Here is a 19530-nt window from a genome sequence, read left to right as displayed (position 1 = left end):
CGGCTTGGAGGTGTGGCCGAGTGGTTTAAGGCACCGGTCTTGAAAACCGGCGAAGGAGTGATCCTTCCGTGAGTTCGAATCTCACCGCCTCCGCCAGGACTTGTCTTATACGAAACGGGCCGCCAGGCCCGTTTTTCGTTTGCGCCGATAAAAGATCTCATTGCCGAATGCATAGCGACTATATCGTTTTCGTTGACGAAAGCGGGGACCACAGCCGTACGTCTATCGACACGGATTACCCACTATTCGTGCTGTGTTTCTGCTCATCAAGAAAAGTGACTATGCAGACATCCTGGTTCCGCGGATCAAGAGGTTGAAGTTCGAGACGTTCGGCCACGATTGCGTCGTTCTGCATGAGTCCGACATTCGCCGCAAGCGCGGGGCGTTTGCCCGACTCAGCAAGGAGCCACGAGAAACGTTCCTTGAACGTTTGACCTCGATAATCGACGACTTACCCTTAACGGTGATTGGTGTCGTTATCGACAAACGTAAATTGAAGGACAGATACACCAATCCGTACAATCCTTATCACATCGGCATTCAGTACGGCCTGGAACGCGTGCGTCAATATCTGCGAATGAAGACTCAGCAAGACTCGTTGACCCATATCGTATGCGAGGCACGCGGCGCCAAGGAAGACACTGATCTCGAACTCGCCTTTCGCAGAGTGTGCGATGGCGCCAATCGCTCTTGCGTGCCTTATATGTTCGACATCGTTATCTGTGACAAGAGGTCGAATTCAGAAGGTCTTCAACTTTGCGATCTGATCGCACGGCCAATCGGCCTGTCAGTACTCAGACCTGGCCAATACAACCGCGCTTTCGAAATTCTCCAGAAGAAGCTGTTCTCCGGAGCTTATGGAGCCGTTCACGGGAACGGTTTGAAAATCTTCCCTTAGAAAAGCGAAAGGCCCCAAGGTAGTCCTTGGAGCCTAGCGCCGGCCGCGTAGTCGCAACCCATTTATGGCATCACTATAGTCGCTGGGAGATACAGCGGTCAAGTCGCTCGGCGAGCGGCTCTAGCAGTCACTTGCTGCACCACCGCCGTCGCCTCCAGCACCCGCCGATCCAACGCGCGTAGATCTGATTGAAGCCGCCTCGCGTCATCCTCGCATCAAACACTCACCGCCTCCACCCTCTCCCGCGCATCCGCACAACGCCGGTTGAGATCGCGATGCATCAACTGGCTGTCGAGCAGCGTCGATACATCGGTCAAGCCATAATCAAAGCGCAATACGTATTCGATGTCCGTGTAATCGTGATAGGCGCCGCTGTCCGCCAGCTTCTGCGCTTCGGCGAATGCCGCATGTTGCCGCTCGCCGTTCATCAAATCTCTGATCGCCATGATTGCCGCTCCGAGGAACAGTGACCTCATCATAGCAATGCAAATTCAAACGCAAGGTCGCGTGCGCGCAACACCTGGTGTTTTCCGCTAGATGCACGCCGCATTCAAACGACAGCCACGGGTGCCTTCGTTCCATGCCATCTGACGACCAGAATGCGGCCGACATAACACAGCGTCCCCGCCACGCCGACCACAATGCCCATGCCCTTCGGCGAGACATCGGTCCAGAGGCCGACCGCGAGACTCGACAGCGCGCCGAGCGCCAGTTGCATCGCGCCGAACACCGCGGCCGCCGCGCCCGCGTTGGCCGGATAGCGATGCATCAGATCGGTCGTGCAATTGGCCGACAGCAAACCCACCACGCCGACCACGAAGAAGAGCCCCGCTACGATCGACCACAACCCGCCCCAGCCCGTCAACGAGACGAGGCAGACGAACAGCGACGCGATGCAACTCACGGTCGCGGCAAACGAAATGATCGGCAATGACCCGAGTTGGCCGACGAGCCGCGTATTCATGAAGTTGCCGAACATGATGCCGACGATGTTCAGCGCAAACAAAAAGCCATAGTGCTGCGCCGACACGTGAAAATATTCGATGTACACAAACGGCGTCGCCGTGATGTACGCGAACATCGACGCGAACGCCATGCCCCCGCACAACATGTGCCCCCACGCGACGGGATCGCGCAACAGTCGGCCATACGCGGCAAACGACTTGTGAAGCACCGAGTGCGCGCGTTTCTCGCGCGGCCAGGTTTCCGGCACCTTGAGGAACGCGGTTATCGCGCAGACGGTGCCGAACAGCGTCAACGCGATAAACACGATGCGCCAGCCGCCAAGCAGCAGCAATTGCCCGCCAATCAGCGGCGCGAGCAACGGACCGATCGACGTGACGATGGCAAGCATCGACAACACGCGTGCCGCGTCGGTCGGACCATATGCATCGCGCGCAATGGCGCGAGCGAGCACGGAGGCCGCGCCTGCTCCGAGCGCCTGCACGAAGCGAAAGATGACCAGCGCGCCGATCGAGAACGACAGCGTGCACGCAATGCTCGCGAGCGCATACATGATGATGCCGCCGAGCAGCACGGGCCGGCGGCCATAGGTATCCGACAGCGGCCCATAAAGCAGCATGCCGATCGAAAAGCCGAACATGAAACTGGTGAGCGTGGTCTGCGCCGCGCTCGTGCCGATCGCAAATGCCTGCGCGATGGTGGGCAAGCTCGGCAGATACATGTCGATCGAAATCGGTCCGCAGGCGGCAAGCGCGCCGAGCAACAGAATCAGCCGGCCATCTGGCCGGCGTCCGGTGACATGAGACATGGGAATCCAGGTGAAGCGCGCGTCCTTAACGAGGCGGCGCGGTGATACGAAAGACCGGCATTGACCGGATGAATTGTACGCGACGCTTACCGCGTGTGCCGCGCCTGGCAAACGAAGCGCGCGGCAATTCGCACTCGACGAAGCCTCGCGGCAAGCGTGCCGCCGATCGGTTAAGCTGCCGCGTGAACCCTTGAGCGTCGTACGAAATTCCCTCGACGCCTTCAAAACGTGACTGATCTGCAACGCTGAAATGACTGCCTTTCTGTTGATCTGGAGCCCCAAAAAATGGCCGTGGCCGGAGTTGCCCGACGTGGCGAAACGCGTCGCCGCGGGCATCGCGGTCGCCGACGTCTGGGGCTGCGGATTTGCCCGCGGCATCCTGCGTGGCGATCGCGTGTTTCTGCATCGCGTCGCGATGGAACCGAAGGGCATTTTCGGCTCGGGCTACGTGACGCGCGCGCCCTACGAGGTCCCCGATTCCGCGACGAAGCGCGGCTATCGTCTGTGCATCGACTTCGTGTATGACTGGCTTGTGGATGCGCATCAGAACGTGGTGATTCCTCGCGACATGTTGCGCGTACATCCATTCTCAGTGCAGACGTGGGACGCGCAAAGTTCCGGCACAGTGATCAAACCGATTGCCGAAGGCGCGCTCGAGAAGCGTTGGGCCGAACTCACGGGAAAGCGCAAGCCGCCTGCAGTCGACGCGCCATCCGGTCCAGTGCGTTCGAGCAAGGTAACGGCGCATGCTGCGCACGCGAAGCTAGCCGGCGCCAACGCGCCGCCTGCCAGCGAGCCTGCCAGGGCGCCGGCCCGTAAGCGCCCGTCGCAGCGCTGAGAGTGCGCCTGAACGCCGCGCCCGCGCGCAAAAGCCGCGCAAAGTCCGCACAGCCGCCCAAAGCCTTCAGACACCGACTCCGGTACAATTTCCTCACCTACTCCGGCGCCGCGCGACTCGCCCGCAAGCAAACCGCGCCGCCGCGCAACCCAATCCAGTCATCGCCATGTCCAAAAATCAAACCCTTTTCGAGCGCGCGCAACGCACCATTCCCGGCGGCGTGAATTCGCCGGTCCGGGCATTCCGCTCCGTCGGCGGCACGCCGCGCTTCATCGAACGCGCGCAAGGGCCTTACTTCTGGGACGCCGACGGCCAGCGTTATATCGACTACATCGGCTCCTGGGGCCCGATGATCCTGGGTCATGTTCACCCGGAAGTGCTCGAAGCCGTGCAGCGCGTGCTGGCCAATGGCTTCTCGTTCGGCGCGCCCACCGAATCGGAAATCGAAATCGCCGAGGAAATCTGCAAGCTCGTGCCGTCGATCGAACAGGTGCGCATGGTGTCGAGCGGCACCGAGGCAACCATGAGCGCACTGCGTCTCGCGCGCGGCTTCACGAATCGCAGCCGCATCGTCAAATTCGAAGGCTGCTATCACGGCCACGCGGACAGCCTGCTCGTGAAAGCCGGCTCGGGCCTTTTGACGTTCGGCAATCCGACGTCGGCGGGCGTGCCGGTGGACATCGCGAAGCACACCACGGTTCTCGAATACAACAACGTCGCGGCGCTCGAAGAAGCGTTCAAGGCGTTCGGCAACGAAATCGCGTCGGTGATCGTCGAGCCGGTCGCGGGCAACATGAACCTCGTGCGCGCGACGCCCGAGTTCCTGCAAGCATTGCGGCGCCTGTGCACAGAGTACGGCTCGGTGCTGATTTTCGACGAAGTGATGTGCGGCTTTCGTGTCGCGCTCGGCGGTGCGCAACAGGTCTACGGCATCACGCCGGACCTGACGTGCCTCGGCAAAGTGATCGGCGGCGGCATGCCGGCGGCGGCCTTCGGCGGACGGCGCGACATCATGGCTCACCTCGCGCCGCTCGGCGGCGTCTATCAGGCGGGCACCTTGTCGGGCAATCCGATCGCGGTGGCCGCGGGCCTGAAAACGCTGCAACTGATCCAGGCGCCGGGCTTCTACGACACGCTCGCCGCGCGCACTGCCCGTCTCGCGCAAGGTCTGACGAAAGTCGCGCGCGAAGCCAATGTGCCGTTCGCGGCGGATTCGCTCGGCGGCATGTTCGGGCTTTACTTCACCGAGTCCATTCCGACGAGCTTCGCCGAAGTCACGAAGAGCGACGTGCCGCGCTTTAACGCGTTCTTCCACAAGATGCTCGACGCGGGCGTCTACTTCGCGCCGTCCGCATATGAGGCGGGCTTCGTTTCGATTGCTCACGACGACGCTATCGTCGACGCCACGATCGAAGCAGCGCGTGGCGCATTTGCGTCGCTGACTGCCTGAGCTGAACGTACTGACCGCACACGCCACCGCCCCGTCACCCGCACTCAACCAGGCACCGATGTTCTCGCAAACCGACTTCGTCCACATGGAACGTGCGCTCGCGCTGGCCAGGCGCGGCATGTACACGACCGACCCGAATCCGCGCGTGGGTTGCGTGATCGTCAAGAACGGCGAAGTCATCGGCGAAGGATTCACGCAGCCGGCCGGCCAGGACCACGCTGAAATCCGCGCGATGAAAGACGCGCGTTCGCGCGGTCACGATCTGCGCGGCGCGACCGCTTACGTCACGCTCGAGCCGTGCAGCCATTTTGGCCGCACGCCGCCTTGCGCGAACGCGCTAATCGAAGCGCAGGTCGCGCGCGTGGTCGCCGCGATGGAAGACCCGAATCCGCAGGTGTCGGGACGCGGCCTCGCGATTTTGCGCGATGCGGGCATCGAGGTGCGCTGCGGCCTGCTCGCCAACGAAGCGCATGAGTTGAACATCGGCTTCGTGTCGCGCATGACGCGCGGCCGGCCGTGGGTGCGCATGAAAGTGGCGGCCTCGCTCGACGGCCGCACCGGCTTGCCTTCCGGCGTCAGCCAGTGGATCACCGGCGAAGCAGCGCGTGCCGACGGCCATGCGTGGCGTGCGCGTGCGTCGGCGATTCTGACGGGCATCGGCACGGTCAGGGAAGACGATCCGCGCATGACGGTGCGCGCCGTCGACACGCCCCGCCAGCCGCAACGCGTGCTGATCGACAGTCAGCTGGAGGTGTCGCCGCACGCGCAGATTCTCGCCGGCGCGCCGACGCTGATTTTCTGCGGCAACCTGGATGAACGGCATCGCGAACGCGCAGAGGCGCTGCGCGAGCGCGGCGCGGAGATCGTCCAGATGGCCAACGCAGCCGGCAAGGTCGATCTGCCCGGCATGCTGAAAGTGCTTGGCGAGCGCCAGGTGAACGAACTGCACGTCGAGGCAGGCTACAAGCTGAACGGCTCGCTGCTGCGCGAAGGCTGCGTCGACGAACTGCTCGTGTATCTCGCGCCGAGCCTGCTCGGCATCGACTCCATGAGCATGTTCAATCTGGGCGCGCCCGAAACCCTGGAAGGCCGCGTCAAGCTGGCGTTTCACAACGTCGAGCGGATCGGCGAGGACCTGCGGATTCTCGCGCGCCTCGTGCCCGCCGGCGCCACGGCAAGCGACACCGACGCCGCGTCCCCACCCGTTTCGTTTTGATCGAGGATTAGTACGATGTTCACAGGAATCGTCGCGGCAGTGGGCCGCATCGAGTCAGTCAAGCCGCTCGGCACGAACGGCGACGCGGGCGTGCGTCTGAGCGTGGAAGCCGGCGGCCTGGACCTCGCCGACGTGCAGCTCGGCGACAGCATCACCATTCAGGGCGCGTGCATGACCGTGGTCGCGAAAACCGACCATTCGTTCGAAGTGGACGTGTCGCGCGAAAGCCTGAACTGCACGGCGGGTCTCGGCGAAGTCGGCGAAGTGAACCTCGAAAAGGCGCTGCGCGCGCATGACCGGCTGGGCGGCCACATCGTCTCCGGCCACGTGGACGGCCTGGGCACGGTCACCCACTTCGCGCCGGTCGGCGAGTCTCACGAACTGCGCGTGCTGGCGCCGCGCGAGATCGGCCGCTATCTGGCGTACAAGGGTTCTATCACTGTCAACGGCGTGAGCCTGACCGTCAACTCGGTTAAAGATCGCGACGATGGCTGCGAGTTCTCGATCAATCTCATTCCCCACACGGTGGAAGTCACCGCGCTCAAGCATCTGCGTGAAGGTACGCCGGTGAATCTGGAAATCGATCTGATTGCGCGGTATGTGGAGCGGATGTTGAACGCGCCGAAGTAAGTGGCAGTGGCGTCATGGATCACGATGAGCACGGCCGGCGAGCACGACGTTGGCTTCGCGCAGCCATACGGCTTTCTAGCCCCACGAGGCTCAAAAGTTCGTCGCCAGCCTTTGTTCACCCGCTCGGCCACTAACTTTGGTGCAGTGCAAAGTCGCGATGAAAGAAGGGCTGCTGGTTGCTACGCGGCGGACCTTGGCCAAGTCGGCATGAGCACCGGGAGCACAACACGTTCGTGTGGGCTACAATGCGCATAAACTCCCACATGAGAGGGACCGACATGCGACACATGACAACGGACACCAGCCCGCGCCGAGCCACCAACATCAGCCTCCCCGAAGACGTCTACAAGGACGCCAAGGAACTGGGCATCAACTTTTCGCAGACATGCGAGCGAGCCATCCGGCAGGCGGTACAGGCCGAAAAGGACCGCCAGTGGGCGATCAAATTTGCGGACTTTATTCAGGCTTATAACGACATGGTCGAGCGCGACGGCCTCCCGCTTGCGCAGTACCGGACGTTCTGATGGCCCGCTTCGACGTCTTCTCAAACCCGAGTGGACACTTGGGTACGCCATATGTCGTCGAGGTCCAGGGAAATCATCTGTCTGGATTGGCGACCCGCGTGGTCGTCCCGCTACGCCGCTTGGACCGGATTGCCCCGGTACCGCTTCCGCCGGATCTGATCCCCGTGTTCATCATCGAGGGTATTGAGTGCATGCTCGATACGCCGACACTCGCTGCAGTCCCACGGAGCGCGCTGACCAAGCCAGTTAGCTCGCTCGTACATCGGCAAGACGAAATCATGTCGGCGCTAGACCGATTATTTGGCGGATGGTGAACCTTTCAGCGTTGGCACCTACGTATGCCTCGCTAAAGAGGGTCCCCAGGACGGTCTTCCATCGTTTCGCCGAGCATAACAACTGTCGACGCCGCATCGCCAGTCGGCCAAACGGCCTATGCCATCCGGCGGAGGCGACTTGGGACCGCGCGTGGCGTAAAATACGCGCTTTCCCGAAAAACTCGCCACCATGACGCTCGCCTCCACTCCAGAGATCATCGCCGAACTCAAAGCCGGCCGTATGGTGATCCTCGTCGACGAAGAAGATCGCGAAAACGAGGGCGACCTCGTGCTCGCCGCTGAATTCGTCACGCCGGAAGCGATCAATTTCATGGCCCGCTACGGCCGCGGCCTGATCTGTCTGACGCTCACGCAGGAACGCTGCAAGTCGCTCAATCTGCCGCTCATGACGTATCGCAACGGCACGCAGTACGGCACCGCGTTCACCGTGAGCATCGAGGCGGCGGAAGGCGTGACGACCGGCATTTCGGCCGCCGACCGCGCCCGCACCATCGCCGCGGCCGTCGCGCCGGACGCGAAGGCCGAGCACATCGTGCAGCCGGGCCACGTGTTCCCGATCATGGCCCAGCCGGGCGGCGTGCTGGTGCGCGCGGGCCACACGGAAGCTGGCTGCGACCTGACCGCGCTGGCCGGTCTCACGCCGGCCGCCGTGATCTGCGAAGTCATTAACGACGACGGCACAATGGCGCGCCTGCCCGACCTGATGGAGTTCGCAAAACAGCACAACCTGAAAGTCGGCACGATCGCGGATCTGATTCACTATCGCAGCCGCACGGAGTCGATCGTCGAGCGCATTTGCGAGCGCACCATGCAGACGGCGCACGGCGCGTTTCGCGCGGTCATGTATCTGGACCAGCCGAGCGGCCAGCCGCACATCGCGCTCGTGCGCGGCACGCCGACGCCCGAGCAGAACACGCCCGTGCGCGTGCATGAGCCGCTTTCGGTGCTCGATCTGCTCGAAGTCGGCGAATCCACGCATTCCTGGACACTCGACGCAGCCATGAAAGAGATCGCCTCGCGCGAACTCGGCGTGATCGTGCTGCTCAATTGCGGCGACTCGAAAGAGCATTTGATCGACGTGTTCAAGGCGTTCGATTCGAAGGAAAAAGCAGACGCGCTCAAACGGCGGCCAGTCGACTTCAAGACATACGGCATCGGCGCGCAGATTTTGCGCGAGCTCGGCGTCGGCAAGATGCAGGTGCTGTCGAACCCGCGCAAGCTGGGCAGCATGTCGGGGTACGGTCTCGAAGTCACCGGTTTCGTACCCATGCCCGGCGGTATCGCAGAGACTCCGCAACAAGGCTGATCCGGCCATTCACGCGCCTCGCGCCCACTCAAACACTACGGAATTCACATGGAAATCGGACAATACCAACCGAACCTCGACGGCGACGGACTGCGCATCGGCATCGTCCAGGCGCGTTTTAACGAACCGGTCTGCAACGGCCTCGCGGACTCGTGCATCGAGGAACTGGAGCGCCTCGGCGTGACGGGCGAAGACGTGCTGCTCGTCACGGTGCCGGGCGCGCTCGAAATCCCGCTCGCGCTTCAGAAGCTCGCCGAGAGCGCGCAGTTCGACGCGCTGATCGCGCTCGGCGCGGTCATTCGCGGCGAGACGTATCACTTCGAACTGGTGTCGAACGAAAGCGGCGCGGGCATCACGCGCATCGGCCTCGACTTCGGCATCCCTGTCGCCAACGCCGTGCTGACCACGGAAAACGACGAACAGGCGGTCGCCCGCATGACCGAAAAGGGCCGTGACGCGGCGCGCGTCGCCGTCGAAATGGCGAATCTGGCGGTCGCGCTCGAACAGTTGGGCGGCGACGACGAAGAAGAAGACGAAGAAGAGGAAGAGGCATGAAGAGCGCACGCCGACGCTCCCGCGAACTGGCCACGCAGGGGCTTTATCAGTGGCTGCTGTCGGGTTCGCCCGGCGGTGAGATCGACGCGCAACTGCGCGGCGCGCAGGGCTTCGACAAAGCGGATCATGAGCATCTGGACGCGATTCTGCATGGCGTGATCCGCGATTCGGAGGCGCTGTCGGCCGACATCGCTCCGTGTCTCGACCGTCCGATCGAGCAGTTGTCGCCGGTCGAACGCGCGGTGCTGCTGGTCGCCGCATTCGAGCTGAAGAATCACGTCGACATTCCTTATCGCGTGGTGATCAACGAAGCCGTCGAGCTCGCCAAGACGTTTGGCGGCGTGGACGGCTACAAGTACGTGAACGGCGTGCTGGACAAGCTGGCTGCCAAGCTGCGCGCGGCGGAGATCGAAGCGGCTCGCAAGCGCTAGGCGTCAGAGTGCGGCGGGCTCAGGTGCGCAACGCCGCTGCCGCAGCCGCGCATCGGCCGGATTGGAACGAATCGCTGTAAGGACGCCGCCGTGCGCATGTGTCAACGCGCAAGGCGCCGTCCGGTTTCTGCTTTTGAACTGGATTTAATCGAATGAACTCCGTGACCGAACCTCTTATGCGGCTCGCCGCACGCGTCGACTCCATTCAGCCTTTCTACGTGATGGAGCTGGCCAAAGAGGCCGCGCTTCTCGAGCGCGAGGGGCGCGACATCATTCACATGGGGATCGGCGAACCGGACTTCACCGCGCCGGAACCGGTCATCGAGGCAGCCGCGAACGCGCTGCGCCGCGGCGTCACGCAATACACCAGCGCGCTCGGCCTGCACACACTGCGTGAAGCGATTTCGGCCCACTACGCGGAGGTCTACGGCGTCAACGTCGATCCTGCGCGAATCGTGGTGACCGCGGGCGCGTCGGCGGCGTTGCTGCTGGCGTGCGCGGCCCTGGTCGATCGCGACGACGAAGTGCTGATGCCCGACCCCTGCTACCCGTGCAACCGCCATTTCGTGATCGCCGCCGAAGGCAAGCCGGTGATGGTGCCGAGCGGCCCTGCCGAACGCTTCCAGTTGACCGCCGCCGACGTCGAACGGCTGTGGAACGAGCGCACGCGCGGCGTGCTGCTCGCGTCGCCGTCCAATCCGACCGGCACTTCGATCGAACCGGCCGAACTCGAGCGCATTGTCAAGGCGGTGCGCACGCGCGGCGGCTTCACGATCGTCGACGAAATCTACCAGGGCTTGAGCTACGACGCGAAGCCAATCTCCGCGCTGTCATACGGCGAGGATGTGATCACCGTCAACAGCTTCTCCAAGTACTTCAACATGACAGGCTGGCGCCTCGGCTGGCTCGTGGTCCCGCCGGGCATGGTGAGCGCGTTCGAGAAGTTGGCGCAGAACCTTTTCATCTGCGCGTCGGCGTTGGCGCAGCACGCGGCGCTCGCGTGCTTCGAACCGCAAACCATCGCGACTTACGAAGCGCGCCGTCTGGAGTTCAAGCGACGCCGCGATTTCATCGCGCCGGCCTTGCAATCGCTCGGCTTCACGGTGCCGGTCATGCCCGACGGCGCGTTCTACGTGTACGCCGACTGCGGGACCGTCAATCACCCTGCCGCCGGCGACAGTTCGGCGCTCACCAAGGCGATGCTGCACGACGCAGGCGTCGTGCTGGTGCCGGGGATGGACTTCGGCACGCATGCGCCGAAGCAATATATCCGGCTGTCGTATGCGACCGCGTATCCGAAGCTCGAGGAAGCGGTCGAGCGCCTTGCGGGGCTTTTTGGGCGAAAGTAGCGAGATGTGGCGGCTGATGTAGGCGCGTCGGTCGCGTAGTTGCGAGGCCAGTGGCAGCAGCCATCTAACCGCCAACCCCACAACCAGCCCTCCAAACGCAAAAAAGGACACTCGCAAGTGTCCTTTTTTCTGCCCTCAGCTTTCGCCGAGAGCTACTTAAGCCGTCAACCCCTCACGCACCCAGCTCCGCATTCGAAGCCACATGCTTAGGCGCATTCACGCTGGCATCGTCCTGCTCCGACGAACCCGGCGTCTTGCCCGGCGGCGTAGCAGCGCTCAAAGGATGGCTTCCTTCGAGCGTCACCTGCACGCGCTTGCCATTGTTGCTATTCGCAGCAGCCGGCGCAGAAGAAGCCGACGCATTGTTCGACGCCGTGATTACCGGAGCCTGCGGCGCATTGATCGGCACCTTGCGGCCACGCGCGACGTCGCGCAGACGCCCGCGCTCGGCCATCACCTTGGCGCCGTAGCCGCCGTCGTCCGGCGAGGTCGAGCCGACATAGAGACGCAGACCGCCCGGCAACGAACCGCCGCGCGCGATGCAGTCCTTCAGCACCAGCGCGCCGACCTTGATGTTCGCGACCGGTTCGAGCGCCGCGCTCTCGCCGCCGAAATACTGGAATTTGTCCGAATGAACCTTGGACATGACCTGCATCAGACCCTGCGCGCCCACGCCGCTCTCGGCGTAAGGATTGAAGCCGGATTCGATCGCCATCACCGACAGCAGCAGCAGCGGGTCGAGACCGACTTCGCGGCCGGTGTCGAAGGCGGCCTTCACGAGCTCGCTGACGGGCTCCTGAGCGACACGGTAGCGCCGGGCAAGGTATGACGCGACGAGCGCCTGTTCACGCGACGAGACCAGCACGCGGTCATCGCGGGCGTCGGCGGAAACGCGTTGCGCCGGAATCAGCCGGGCAAGCGCGGTGACGCTTTGCATCGTGCGCGGATCGAGGCCGTTGAGCGCCGCGATCCCCATGCCGCCGGCCGAGCCGGTGCCGTCGAACGCGCCGTCGTAGCTGGTATTGCTGACGGCCACGCCGGCGTTGCTGGCGCCGTTGCCGTTGGCCGCGTCGGCGGCGTTCGTGTTCGTGTTCGAAGACAGCGTTTCGTCTGACGACGTGCGCCCCGGCGGCCCGAAAGCCGGCAGCGGATTGCCCTGCAGCAGACGCGCGGGTCCGGCCTGGACAGCGGCCGAGAGGACCGGCATCAGTTTGGCCGCGAGCGTGCCGCGCCACGTCGGCATCAGCCACAGCGCGATTGCCAGCACGACGGCCATGCCGCCGACAATGCTGAACAGGTGATGACTCAATTGCGTCCCACGACGCACGGCACCGCGCACGATCTGCGCGATACGTTCATCAGGACGCCACGATAACCAGGCGTTCATTCAGATCTCCCATGTTGCATGATCCGCGAATTCCGCTGAACAAACAGGCGGCAACACACATTCGCAGAGTCAAGACATCGCGCGCTCTGTCTGGTTAGGGCAGCAGCGACGTCGGGAAAACGGCAAATACCGTTGTGGGGAGCCATCTTGAAAGCGGTCCGCGGCAGGCTGCAAAGCATGCGGGCGGTGGCTCCCACGCGAAAAACCAGCGTCAGATGGCGCTGGCGAGGACATCAATAAGACCGACGAATACCGTGCAGGGCTTCGGTAAGCGGTGACGCGTTGCGTCAGATGGGACCGGGGGCGGCGGTAAAAAACTCCACGCCCTGCAACCAATGTGGACGGATTCTAGGGCACGGTTTTATAGATCGTCAACACTACAAACAGGCAAATGTATAACTAATTGTAATAACGACGGCCCTTCGGAGCCCGCGAACCACCGCGCGAAGCGCTTTTCGGGCGATTTTGCCGCGTCCGCGAGTCTTATGACGTTCGGCCGATCTACGTGCGCTAACCAACGCAGGTAAAATCGACAATCGCCTCGGCGCCGCCAATAGCGTCACGCCGTTCCAGCCGTTCCCTTTTTTCGCCGTTCGCGGCACTGAACCGCAAAGATGAAATACAAAGACTTGCGCGACTTCATCGGCCGTCTCGAGACGATCGGCGAACTGCGCCGCATTCCGCAAAAGGTATCGCCGGTCCTGGAAACGACCGAACTGTGCGACCGCGTTCTGAGAGCCGGCGGGCCAGCCTTGCTGTTTGAGAACAAGGGGGCGCATGCGTTCCCGGTGCTAGGCAACCTGTTCGGCACGCCGCGGCGCGTCGCGCTCGGCATGGGCGTCGACGCGCAGGCCGGCGAAGGCGATGGCGCGGCGCTCGAATCGCTGCGCGACGTCGGCCGCTTGCTGTCGGCGCTGAAGGAACCGGAGCCGCCAAAAGGGCTGAAGGACGCGGGCAAGCTGTTCTCGCTGGCGAAGGCGGTCTGGGACATGGCGCCGAAAACCGTGAGCGCGCCGCCCTGCCAGGAAATCGTGTGGGAAGGCAATGACATCGACCTCGGAAAACTCCCGATTCAGACCTGCTGGCCAGGCGACGCCGGCCCGCTGATCACCTGGGGCCTGACCGTCACGAGAGGCCCGAACAAGAGCCGACAAAACCTCGGCATCTATCGCCAGCAGCTAATCGGACGCAACAAGCTGATCATGCGCTGGCTCGCGCATCGCGGCGGCGCGCTCGATTTTCGCGAGTTCGCGCTGAAGAACCCGGGCAAGCCGTATCCGGTCGCCGTCGTGCTCGGCGCGGACCCGGCCACTATCCTCGGCGCAGTCACGCCAGTGCCGGACACGCTCTCCGAATATCAGTTCGCCGGCCTGCTGCGCGGCGGACGAACCGAGCTCGCCAGGTGCCTCACGCCCGGCGTTGATGGCCTGCAGGTCCCCGCGCGCGCGGAGATCGTGCTGGAAGGCTTCATCCACCCGCAGGAAGGCGCGCCCTCGCCTGCTCCTGCTGGCGCGCCGCCGCGGCCAGTGAAGGGCGCGTCGGCGGCTTACGAGCACGCGCTGGAAGGCCCCTACGGCGACCACACCGGCTACTACAACGAACAGGAGTGGTTCCCCGTGTTTACCGTCGAGCGCATCACGATGCGCCGCGACGCGATCTACCACTCCACGTACACCGGCAAACCGCCCGACGAACCGGCCGTGCTCGGCGTCGCGCTCAACGAGGTGTTCGTGCCGCTGCTGCAAAAGCAGTTCGCCGAGATCACCGACTTCTACCTGCCGCCCGAAGGCTGCAGCTACCGCATGGCCATCGTGCAGATGAAGAAGAGCTACGCGGGCCACGCCAAGCGCGTGATGTTCGGCGTCTGGAGCTTCCTGCGGCAGTTCATGTACACGAAGTTCATCGTTGTCGTCGACGAAGACGTCAACATCCGCGACTGGAAGGAAGTGATCTGGGCGATCACGACGCGCGTGGACCCGACGCGCGATACCGTGCTCGTGGATCGCACGCCGATCGACTATCTGGACTTCGCGTCGCCGGTCGCTGGACTCGGCTCGAAGATGGGACTCGACGCGACCAACAAATGGCCCGGCGAAACGGATCGCGAATGGGGCCGCCCGATCGAGATGGACGCGGCGGTCAAGCAGCGCATCGACAGTTTGTGGAACGAGCTGGGCCTCTGAGCGCCGCCCCGCATAACCGAACAACCTACTAACGAGATCGATGGAGCAGTTACTGCGGATGCATGCCTTTTCGATGATGTCCGACGGGTTTTTCCTGTCGTTGTCGCTGTGTCTCGACATCGGCCTCGTGAACGTCGCGATGATTTCTCTGGCGCTGTCGCACGGTTTCAAACCCGGCTTCTGGCTCGGCCTCGGGTCGTGTGTCGGCGATCTGATTTACGCGGCCCTCGCGCTCGCCGGCATGGCAGCGCTGCTGCAGTTCGAGTCGGTGCGGTGGGTCGTGTGGATAGGCGGCGCGGCCATCCTGCTGTTTCTCACATGGAAGATGGCGCGCGAAGCGATGTTCCCGGCGTCGGCGCCGCCGGTCGCCGGCGAGGCCGATGTCAACGCGCCGCATCTTTCGGCGTGGCGCGGCTTCTTGCGCGGCGTGTTGCTCGCCGTGTCGTCGCCGTCGGCGATTCTGTGGTTCGCCGCAGTCGGCGGCGCGTTGATTGCCAAGGCCGGCGCGACCAGTGCGGCCACCGCGCCAGTGTTCCTGGGCGGCTTCTTTCTGGGCGGCTTGTGCTGGACCGTGTTTATTTGCGGTCTGGGCAGTCACGGCCGCAAACGCGCCGGCACCGGTTTGCTGCGCGCCTGCCATGTGCTGTCCGCGCTGCTGTTCGCGTACTTCTCATATAGCGTGATCGTGAACGGCTATCGCGATCTGATATTGCAAACGGCGCAGCACTCGCCCGTTGCGCAAGCAGCGAGCGGATAAAAAACGGCGCGCGCCGGCAACGAGGCGAGGCCGTTTTCGCAAACATCAACGGCGGGCGGGCGCCGCCGGGCGATCAAGCGATCACGCCAGATACTGCGCGAGCTTCTCAAGGTCGACGTTGCCGCCGCTCACGATCACGCCCACCCGCTTACCCTTCACGGGCACGACGCCGTTGAGCACTGCCGCCGCCGCGAGGCAGCCGGTCGGCTCGACCACGATCTTCATGCGCTGAGCGAAAAAGCGCATCGTCTCGATCAATTGCTCGTCGGTGACCGTTTCGATGCGCGCGACCAGCTTGCGGATAATCGCGAACGTGTAGTCGCCAAGATGGGTGGACGCGGCGCCATCGGCGATGGTTCGCGGCGTGTCGATATGCACGACCTCGCCGCGCGCGAGCGATTGCTGACCGTCATTGCCTGCTTGCGGCTCGATGCCGATCACCGCGCACTCCGGGCTCAGTGCCGCCGCCGACAACGCGCTGCCGCCAATCAGCCCGCCGCCGCCCAGGCAGACGAACAACAGGTCGAGCGGGCCGGTTTCGTCGATCAGTTCCTTGGCCGCCGTGCCCTGCCCCGCGATCACATGCGGATGATCGTACGGCGGAATCAGCGTCATGCCGCGCTCCTCGGCAAGCCGCCGGCCGATCTCCTCGCGGTTTTCCTTGTAGCGGTCGTAGGTGATGACTTCGCCGCCGTAGCCCTTGGTCGCGGCAACTTTGGCGGCGGGCGCGTCGTGCGGCATGATGATCGTCGCGCGGATGCCCGCGAGGCGCGCCGACAACGCGATGGCCTGCGCATGATTGCCGGACGAGTAGGTCAGCACGCCGGCCTTGCGCTGCTCGGCGTCGAAATGAGAGATCGCGTTATAGGCGCCGCGAAACTTGAACGCGCCCATCCGCTGAAAGTTCTCGCACTTGAAAAACACCGACGCGCCGGTGCGCTCGTTGAAGGTGCTCGAGGTCAAGACCGGCGTGCGGTGCGCGACGCCTTCGAGGCGCGCGGCGGCGTCGAGTACGTCGTCGAATGTGGGAGCGGGGAGTGGCTGCTTCGGCTGCATCGGCGGAGATTCCTGAGCGGTGGCGAGACGGCCATTCTCCCAGCTTCGCCGCCGCTTTGGAACGCCGGCGAACATTCGCGCGAGGCAATGAAAAAACACGTCGAAAGTTAGTCAAAAAACAAAACGGCGTAACCCGGCAATCAAGCCGGCGTTACGCCGTTCATCGGGCTTCAGCCCGCTAGCCGATTCGCTTAGCGCCGATAGTAGCCGTGTCCGTAGCCATATCCACCGCGGTAGTAGCCGTGGCGATAATACGGTCGGCCATAACCATAGTATCCACCGTATCCGCCGACCACCACCGGCGGCGGCGCATAGACAACGGGCGGAGCATAGACGACGGGCGGCGGCGGCGGGTAGTACACCGGCGGAGGCGCCGCGTAGACCGGGTACGCCGGCGCGACCGGTACCCCGATACCGATACCGACAGAGACGTGCGCTTGCGCGACGGAGGCAAGCCCCACGCCGAGTGCGGCAGCAACAACAAACGGGACGATCTTTTTCACTTTGTTCTCCTGGCGCGGCCCACTCAAGGTCGCCGACTGCGCATGCCTTGCATGCTACGAAATCAATTTATCTAAAAAGCCCGCGCGACGCTGTTCGCATTTGTTGCAAATTGCAATAGGCGAAAAGAAATTGCATTGCCGTCGCGTCGGCGGCGCAGTTGGATATGCGGGAAGGCCGTGCAGAATCAAGCGATTGCGCGTGTCGCGCACGCGGCGAACGGTTTCCACAGGCGCATGCCGGTTCAACGGACGTCACCCCGGTAATCTTTAATTACAAATTAGCTTTAATACCGAGGGCGGCGCGCAACAGGCAATAAAAAGCCCGGCGCGCAGGCCGGGCATTGTCTTGTCCGAGGTTGGGTGCGGCGTCAGCCGACTTTCACGTAGGCAAATTCGCGGGACACATTCGGCGGAACGTATGCGACGCTGATCCGCACGCGCGGACTCAGACGTTTTTTCTGGTCCCACCAGCGACGCCGCTGCGCATGCGTCAGAAACCGCAGATGCTTCCGGTAAGAAAAAATGCTCATCGTGACCTCCCCGAGTTCGATTGCAACATTGCTAAGCGCGTACCCATGAAACAGCCACGGCCACATCGGCCATGCGGAAATTGTGAGCAGTTTTCAAGCCCGCGGGGCCGGCGCGCCGCCATGACCGGCTGTGCGCGTCATATCGCCGGCAAACTCATCTGACGACAGTCGTCGCGAGTTGCTCCACCTGCTTGCTCCACCCGCCGGCCGATGCGCGATACTGCTGCTTTCCCGTCCAAGCCCCGTCTGGAGCCCGCCGACATGTCCCAGTCCCGTCCTCTGCCCCGCCTCGGTTTTATCGGCGCGGGCCGGCTCGCGCGTTGCCTCGCGCTCGGTTTTTCCCACGCGGGCTATCCCGTGACGGCGGTGGCAAGCCGTACCGCGGCATCCGCCGCCCGGCTCGCCAGCCAGATTCCTGGCTGCTTGGCGCTCGACGACCCTCAGCAGGTCATCGACAACGCCGACGTCGTCTTTTTAGCCGTTCCGGACGACAGCATCGGTACGTCAGCGCACATACTGCGTTTTGACCCGGAACAGGGCCAGGACCAGGACCGAGACAAAGCCGGCGGCAAGGCGCTCGTGCATTGCAGCGGCGCATCGCCGGTCGAGCTGCTGGCGCCCGCGCGCGACCAGGGGGCGTCGATCGGCGGGTTTCATCCGCTGTATCTTTTTGGCGGCGAGGCGAGCGACGTCGACCGTATCGCCGGCTGTTCCATAACAATCGAGGCCGACGGCGCCTTGAAGGACACGCTCACCGCGTTGGCCCTCGCGCTGCGCTGCCATCCGCTGTCGATTCCGCCAGGCAGCCGCATGCTGTACCACGGCGCCGCGCACTACGCGGCGAGCTTCGCGCTGTGCAGCCTTGCCGAATGCGTCGCGCTGTGGCGCACGCTCGGTTTCGCCGAAGACGACGCGTTGCGTGCGCTCTTGCCGATGCTCGCGGGCACCATCGAAACCGCACGCGACAAGGGGCTGTCGAACGCGCTCGCCGGACCCATATCGCGTGGCGACACCGGGGTCGTGCAGAAACAGTTGGCGCTGTTCGAGAGCCTCGGCGGCGACCATGCCGCGCTGTACGGCTTGCTGTCGCGGCGCGCGGTCGCGCTGGCGCAACGCCGCGCCACGCCGCCCGCCGCGATCGACGCCATCTCGGACGCCGTCGAAGAATCGTTGGGACGGTCACTCAATCAGGCGGCAGCAGGTGCAAGCGTCAAGTAAGCCGTGATAATGTGACGTCCGGCGCCGCGCGCAATCCGCCGGCGCCTCGCTTCGGGACCAACAGACGAGAACGCACAATGATCAAGGTCAGCATCCTCTATCCGTACCGGGAAAACGGCCACTTCGACGTGGAGTATTACTGCGCCACGCACATGCCGCTTGCGGCGGAGCTGTTCGGCCCGTCGCTGAAGGGCTGGTCCGTCGACGTGGGCATCAACGCCGGGCCGCCGGGCACGCCGCCGCCGTATGTGGCCGCGGGCCATTTCCTGTTCGACAGCACCGAGGATTTCTACAAGGTCTTCAAGCCGGCGTCGGAGCGGCTTCTCGCCGACATTCCGAATTACACCGACGGCGGCAACGGCGCGATTTTCATCAGCGAGATCAAGGTTTCGGTGTAGTGACGCGGACGCGTGACGCGGAGCCGGAGCGGCACTGCTGGCGGCCGATTCGTGCGGCCAGTCGTTGCGCTTACGTCGAGGCAACCGTGTTCCGCATCGCTGCGTCAGCAAGGTTGCACAATGCATGCGGCCGCATCGGCGGCGCATGCGACATGACAAACCGCCGTGCGCCCCACCGAAGCGCCGGCGCCCAGG

Annotated in this window: 21 protein-coding genes and 1 tRNA gene; 16 read left to right on the top strand and 6 right to left on the bottom strand. The window is 63.6% G+C overall.

Annotated elements, in window-relative coordinates; genetic code table 11:
• Window positions 1-6 precede the first annotated feature (6 nt).
• Both AB6809_RS04570 and AB6809_RS04565 read left to right on the top strand, forming a co-directional pair.
• Window positions 7-96, top strand: a tRNA-Ser gene (locus AB6809_RS04570).
• Between the two features lie 217 nt (window positions 97-313).
• The gene (locus tag AB6809_RS04565) at window positions 314-898 is read left to right on the top strand and encodes a DUF3800 domain-containing protein (protein WP_307258005.1); all 585 of its coding nucleotides are present in this window, start codon (window positions 314-316) and stop codon (window positions 896-898) included.
• 215 nt (window positions 899-1113) lie between these two features.
• Here AB6809_RS04565 and AB6809_RS04560 read toward each other — a convergent pair whose 3' ends face one another.
• Window positions 1114-1344 carry a hypothetical protein gene (locus tag AB6809_RS04560; RefSeq protein ID WP_006050170.1) on the bottom strand — a complete coding sequence of 77 codons (231 nt, stop codon included), beginning with the start codon at window positions 1342-1344 and terminating at the stop codon, window positions 1114-1116.
• Window positions 1345-1448: 104 nt separating this feature from the next.
• Window positions 1449-2669, bottom strand: coding sequence for a Bcr/CflA family multidrug efflux MFS transporter (locus AB6809_RS04555; RefSeq protein WP_006050169.1), 1221 nt, complete (start codon window positions 2667-2669; stop codon window positions 1449-1451).
• Between the two features lie 250 nt (window positions 2670-2919).
• Here AB6809_RS04555 and AB6809_RS04550 point away from each other — a divergent pair, with 250 nt between their 5' ends.
• From AB6809_RS04550 to AB6809_RS04505, 10 genes are all read left to right on the top strand, one after another.
• Complete coding sequence (locus AB6809_RS04550; RefSeq protein ID WP_006050168.1) at window positions 2920-3507, top strand: hypothetical protein; 588 nt, start codon at window positions 2920-2922, stop codon at window positions 3505-3507.
• A 166-nt stretch (window positions 3508-3673) separates the two neighbouring features.
• Window positions 3674-4957 (top strand): glutamate-1-semialdehyde 2,1-aminomutase, encoded by a 1284-nt coding sequence (hemL, locus tag AB6809_RS04545; protein WP_006050167.1) that lies wholly within the window; start codon window positions 3674-3676, stop codon window positions 4955-4957.
• Between the two features lie 58 nt (window positions 4958-5015).
• A complete protein-coding gene (gene ribD / locus AB6809_RS04540; RefSeq protein WP_029967988.1) occupies window positions 5016-6173 on the top strand; it encodes a bifunctional diaminohydroxyphosphoribosylaminopyrimidine deaminase/5-amino-6-(5-phosphoribosylamino)uracil reductase RibD in 1158 nt (385 codons plus the stop codon).
• Window positions 6174-6188: 15 nt separating this feature from the next.
• The gene (locus AB6809_RS04535; protein ID WP_006050165.1) at window positions 6189-6803 is read left to right on the top strand and encodes a riboflavin synthase; all 615 of its coding nucleotides are present in this window, start codon (window positions 6189-6191) and stop codon (window positions 6801-6803) included.
• A gap of 287 nt (window positions 6804-7090) precedes the next feature.
• Window positions 7091-7327 (top strand): type II toxin-antitoxin system CcdA family antitoxin, encoded by a 237-nt coding sequence (locus AB6809_RS04530; protein ID WP_149029194.1) that lies wholly within the window; start codon window positions 7091-7093, stop codon window positions 7325-7327.
• Complete coding sequence (locus tag AB6809_RS04525; RefSeq protein WP_006050163.1) at window positions 7327-7641, top strand: CcdB family protein; 315 nt, start codon at window positions 7327-7329, stop codon at window positions 7639-7641. Before AB6809_RS04530 ends, AB6809_RS04525 begins: the two co-directional genes overlap by 1 nt.
• Window positions 7642-7831: 190 nt before the next feature.
• Entirely contained in the window at window positions 7832-8968 is a 1137-nt protein-coding gene (gene ribBA / locus AB6809_RS04520) for a bifunctional 3,4-dihydroxy-2-butanone-4-phosphate synthase/GTP cyclohydrolase II (protein WP_006050162.1), read from the top strand.
• Window positions 8969-9016: 48 nt separating this feature from the next.
• Window positions 9017-9523: a 6,7-dimethyl-8-ribityllumazine synthase gene (gene ribH / locus AB6809_RS04515; RefSeq protein ID WP_006050161.1), complete on the top strand. Its 507-nt coding sequence runs from the start codon at window positions 9017-9019 to the stop codon at window positions 9521-9523.
• Window positions 9520-9954, top strand: a complete 435-nt coding sequence (gene nusB / locus AB6809_RS04510) for a transcription antitermination factor NusB (RefSeq protein ID WP_006050160.1) — start codon at window positions 9520-9522, stop codon at window positions 9952-9954. The genes ribH and nusB overlap by 4 nt, the downstream gene beginning before the upstream one ends.
• Window positions 9955-10106: 152 nt before the next feature.
• Window positions 10107-11303: a pyridoxal phosphate-dependent aminotransferase gene (locus tag AB6809_RS04505; RefSeq protein ID WP_006050159.1), complete on the top strand. Its 1197-nt coding sequence runs from the start codon at window positions 10107-10109 to the stop codon at window positions 11301-11303.
• Between the two features lie 172 nt (window positions 11304-11475).
• On the opposite strand, the gene AB6809_RS04500 is transcribed toward AB6809_RS04505, so the two are convergent.
• Entirely contained in the window at window positions 11476-12690 is a 1215-nt protein-coding gene (locus tag AB6809_RS04500) for a lytic transglycosylase domain-containing protein (RefSeq protein ID WP_006050158.1), read from the bottom strand.
• Between the two features lie 614 nt (window positions 12691-13304).
• Here AB6809_RS04500 and AB6809_RS04495 point away from each other — a divergent pair.
• Together AB6809_RS04495 and AB6809_RS04490 are read left to right on the top strand one after the other, a co-directional pair.
• Window positions 13305-14873, top strand: coding sequence for a UbiD family decarboxylase (locus tag AB6809_RS04495; protein WP_371026044.1), 1569 nt, complete (start codon window positions 13305-13307; stop codon window positions 14871-14873).
• Window positions 14874-14931: 58 nt separating this feature from the next.
• Window positions 14932-15630: a LysE family translocator gene (locus AB6809_RS04490; protein WP_006050156.1), complete on the top strand. Its 699-nt coding sequence runs from the start codon at window positions 14932-14934 to the stop codon at window positions 15628-15630.
• A gap of 81 nt (window positions 15631-15711) precedes the next feature.
• Here AB6809_RS04490 and AB6809_RS04485 read toward each other — a convergent pair whose 3' ends face one another.
• The 3 genes from AB6809_RS04485 to AB6809_RS04475 all read right to left on the bottom strand — a co-directional run bounded on the left by AB6809_RS04485 (window position 15712) and on the right by AB6809_RS04475 (window position 17719).
• On the bottom strand, window positions 15712-16686 hold the full coding sequence (locus AB6809_RS04485) for a threo-3-hydroxy-L-aspartate ammonia-lyase (protein WP_006050155.1): 975 nt from the start codon (window positions 16684-16686) through the stop codon (window positions 15712-15714).
• 191 nt (window positions 16687-16877) lie between these two features.
• Window positions 16878-17189, bottom strand: coding sequence for a hypothetical protein (locus tag AB6809_RS04480; protein ID WP_006050154.1), 312 nt, complete (start codon window positions 17187-17189; stop codon window positions 16878-16880).
• A gap of 368 nt (window positions 17190-17557) precedes the next feature.
• Window positions 17558-17719: a hypothetical protein gene (locus tag AB6809_RS04475; protein WP_165919826.1), complete on the bottom strand. Its 162-nt coding sequence runs from the start codon at window positions 17717-17719 to the stop codon at window positions 17558-17560.
• A 261-nt stretch (window positions 17720-17980) separates the two neighbouring features.
• On the opposite strand from AB6809_RS04475, the gene AB6809_RS04470 reads away from it, so the two are divergent.
• Together AB6809_RS04470 and AB6809_RS04465 are read left to right on the top strand one after the other, a co-directional pair.
• A complete protein-coding gene (locus tag AB6809_RS04470) occupies window positions 17981-18937 on the top strand; it encodes a Rossmann-like and DUF2520 domain-containing protein (protein WP_029967996.1) in 957 nt (318 codons plus the stop codon).
• A gap of 77 nt (window positions 18938-19014) precedes the next feature.
• Entirely contained in the window at window positions 19015-19335 is a 321-nt protein-coding gene (locus AB6809_RS04465; RefSeq protein ID WP_006050151.1) for an EthD family reductase, read from the top strand.
• Window positions 19336-19530: the final 195 nt, after the last annotated feature.

The organism is Paraburkholderia sp. RCC_158 (assembly GCF_041355255.1).
GTDB lineage: Bacteria > Pseudomonadota > Gammaproteobacteria > Burkholderiales > Burkholderiaceae > Paraburkholderia > Paraburkholderia graminis.
The sequence above is the reverse complement of the archived record's forward strand: the minus strand, read 5'-3'. Positions and strand labels throughout refer to the sequence as shown.

Bases quoted from the DNA above. Each gene is read 5' to 3' on its own strand.
- AB6809_RS04560 (WP_006050170.1), bottom strand. From the start codon at position 1,344: ATGGCGATCAGAGATTTGATGAACGGCGAGCGGCAACATGCGGCATTC.
- AB6809_RS04555 (WP_006050169.1), bottom strand. From the start codon at position 2,669: ATGTCTCATGTCACCGGACGCCGGCCAGATGGCCGGCTGATTCTGTTG.
- AB6809_RS04550 (WP_006050168.1), top strand. From the start codon at position 2,920: ATGACTGCCTTTCTGTTGATCTGGAGCCCCAAAAAATGGCCGTGGCCG.
- hemL (WP_006050167.1), top strand. From the start codon at position 3,674: ATGTCCAAAAATCAAACCCTTTTCGAGCGCGCGCAACGCACCATTCCC.
- ribD (WP_029967988.1), top strand. From the start codon at position 5,016: ATGTTCTCGCAAACCGACTTCGTCCACATGGAACGTGCGCTCGCGCTG.
- AB6809_RS04535 (WP_006050165.1), top strand. From the start codon at position 6,189: ATGTTCACAGGAATCGTCGCGGCAGTGGGCCGCATCGAGTCAGTCAAG.
- AB6809_RS04530 (WP_149029194.1), top strand. From the start codon at position 7,091: ATGACAACGGACACCAGCCCGCGCCGAGCCACCAACATCAGCCTCCCC.
- AB6809_RS04525 (WP_006050163.1), top strand. From the start codon at position 7,327: ATGGCCCGCTTCGACGTCTTCTCAAACCCGAGTGGACACTTGGGTACG.
- ribBA (WP_006050162.1), top strand. From the start codon at position 7,832: ATGACGCTCGCCTCCACTCCAGAGATCATCGCCGAACTCAAAGCCGGC.
- ribH (WP_006050161.1), top strand. From the start codon at position 9,017: ATGGAAATCGGACAATACCAACCGAACCTCGACGGCGACGGACTGCGC.
- nusB (WP_006050160.1), top strand. From the start codon at position 9,520: ATGAAGAGCGCACGCCGACGCTCCCGCGAACTGGCCACGCAGGGGCTT.
- AB6809_RS04505 (WP_006050159.1), top strand. From the start codon at position 10,107: ATGAACTCCGTGACCGAACCTCTTATGCGGCTCGCCGCACGCGTCGAC.
- AB6809_RS04500 (WP_006050158.1), bottom strand. From the start codon at position 12,690: ATGAACGCCTGGTTATCGTGGCGTCCTGATGAACGTATCGCGCAGATC.
- AB6809_RS04495 (WP_371026044.1), top strand. From the start codon at position 13,305: ATGAAATACAAAGACTTGCGCGACTTCATCGGCCGTCTCGAGACGATC.
- AB6809_RS04490 (WP_006050156.1), top strand. From the start codon at position 14,932: ATGCATGCCTTTTCGATGATGTCCGACGGGTTTTTCCTGTCGTTGTCG.
- AB6809_RS04485 (WP_006050155.1), bottom strand. From the start codon at position 16,686: ATGCAGCCGAAGCAGCCACTCCCCGCTCCCACATTCGACGACGTACTC.
- AB6809_RS04475 (WP_165919826.1), bottom strand. From the start codon at position 17,719: ATGAGCATTTTTTCTTACCGGAAGCATCTGCGGTTTCTGACGCATGCG.
- AB6809_RS04470 (WP_029967996.1), top strand. From the start codon at position 17,981: ATGTCCCAGTCCCGTCCTCTGCCCCGCCTCGGTTTTATCGGCGCGGGC.
- AB6809_RS04465 (WP_006050151.1), top strand. From the start codon at position 19,015: ATGATCAAGGTCAGCATCCTCTATCCGTACCGGGAAAACGGCCACTTC.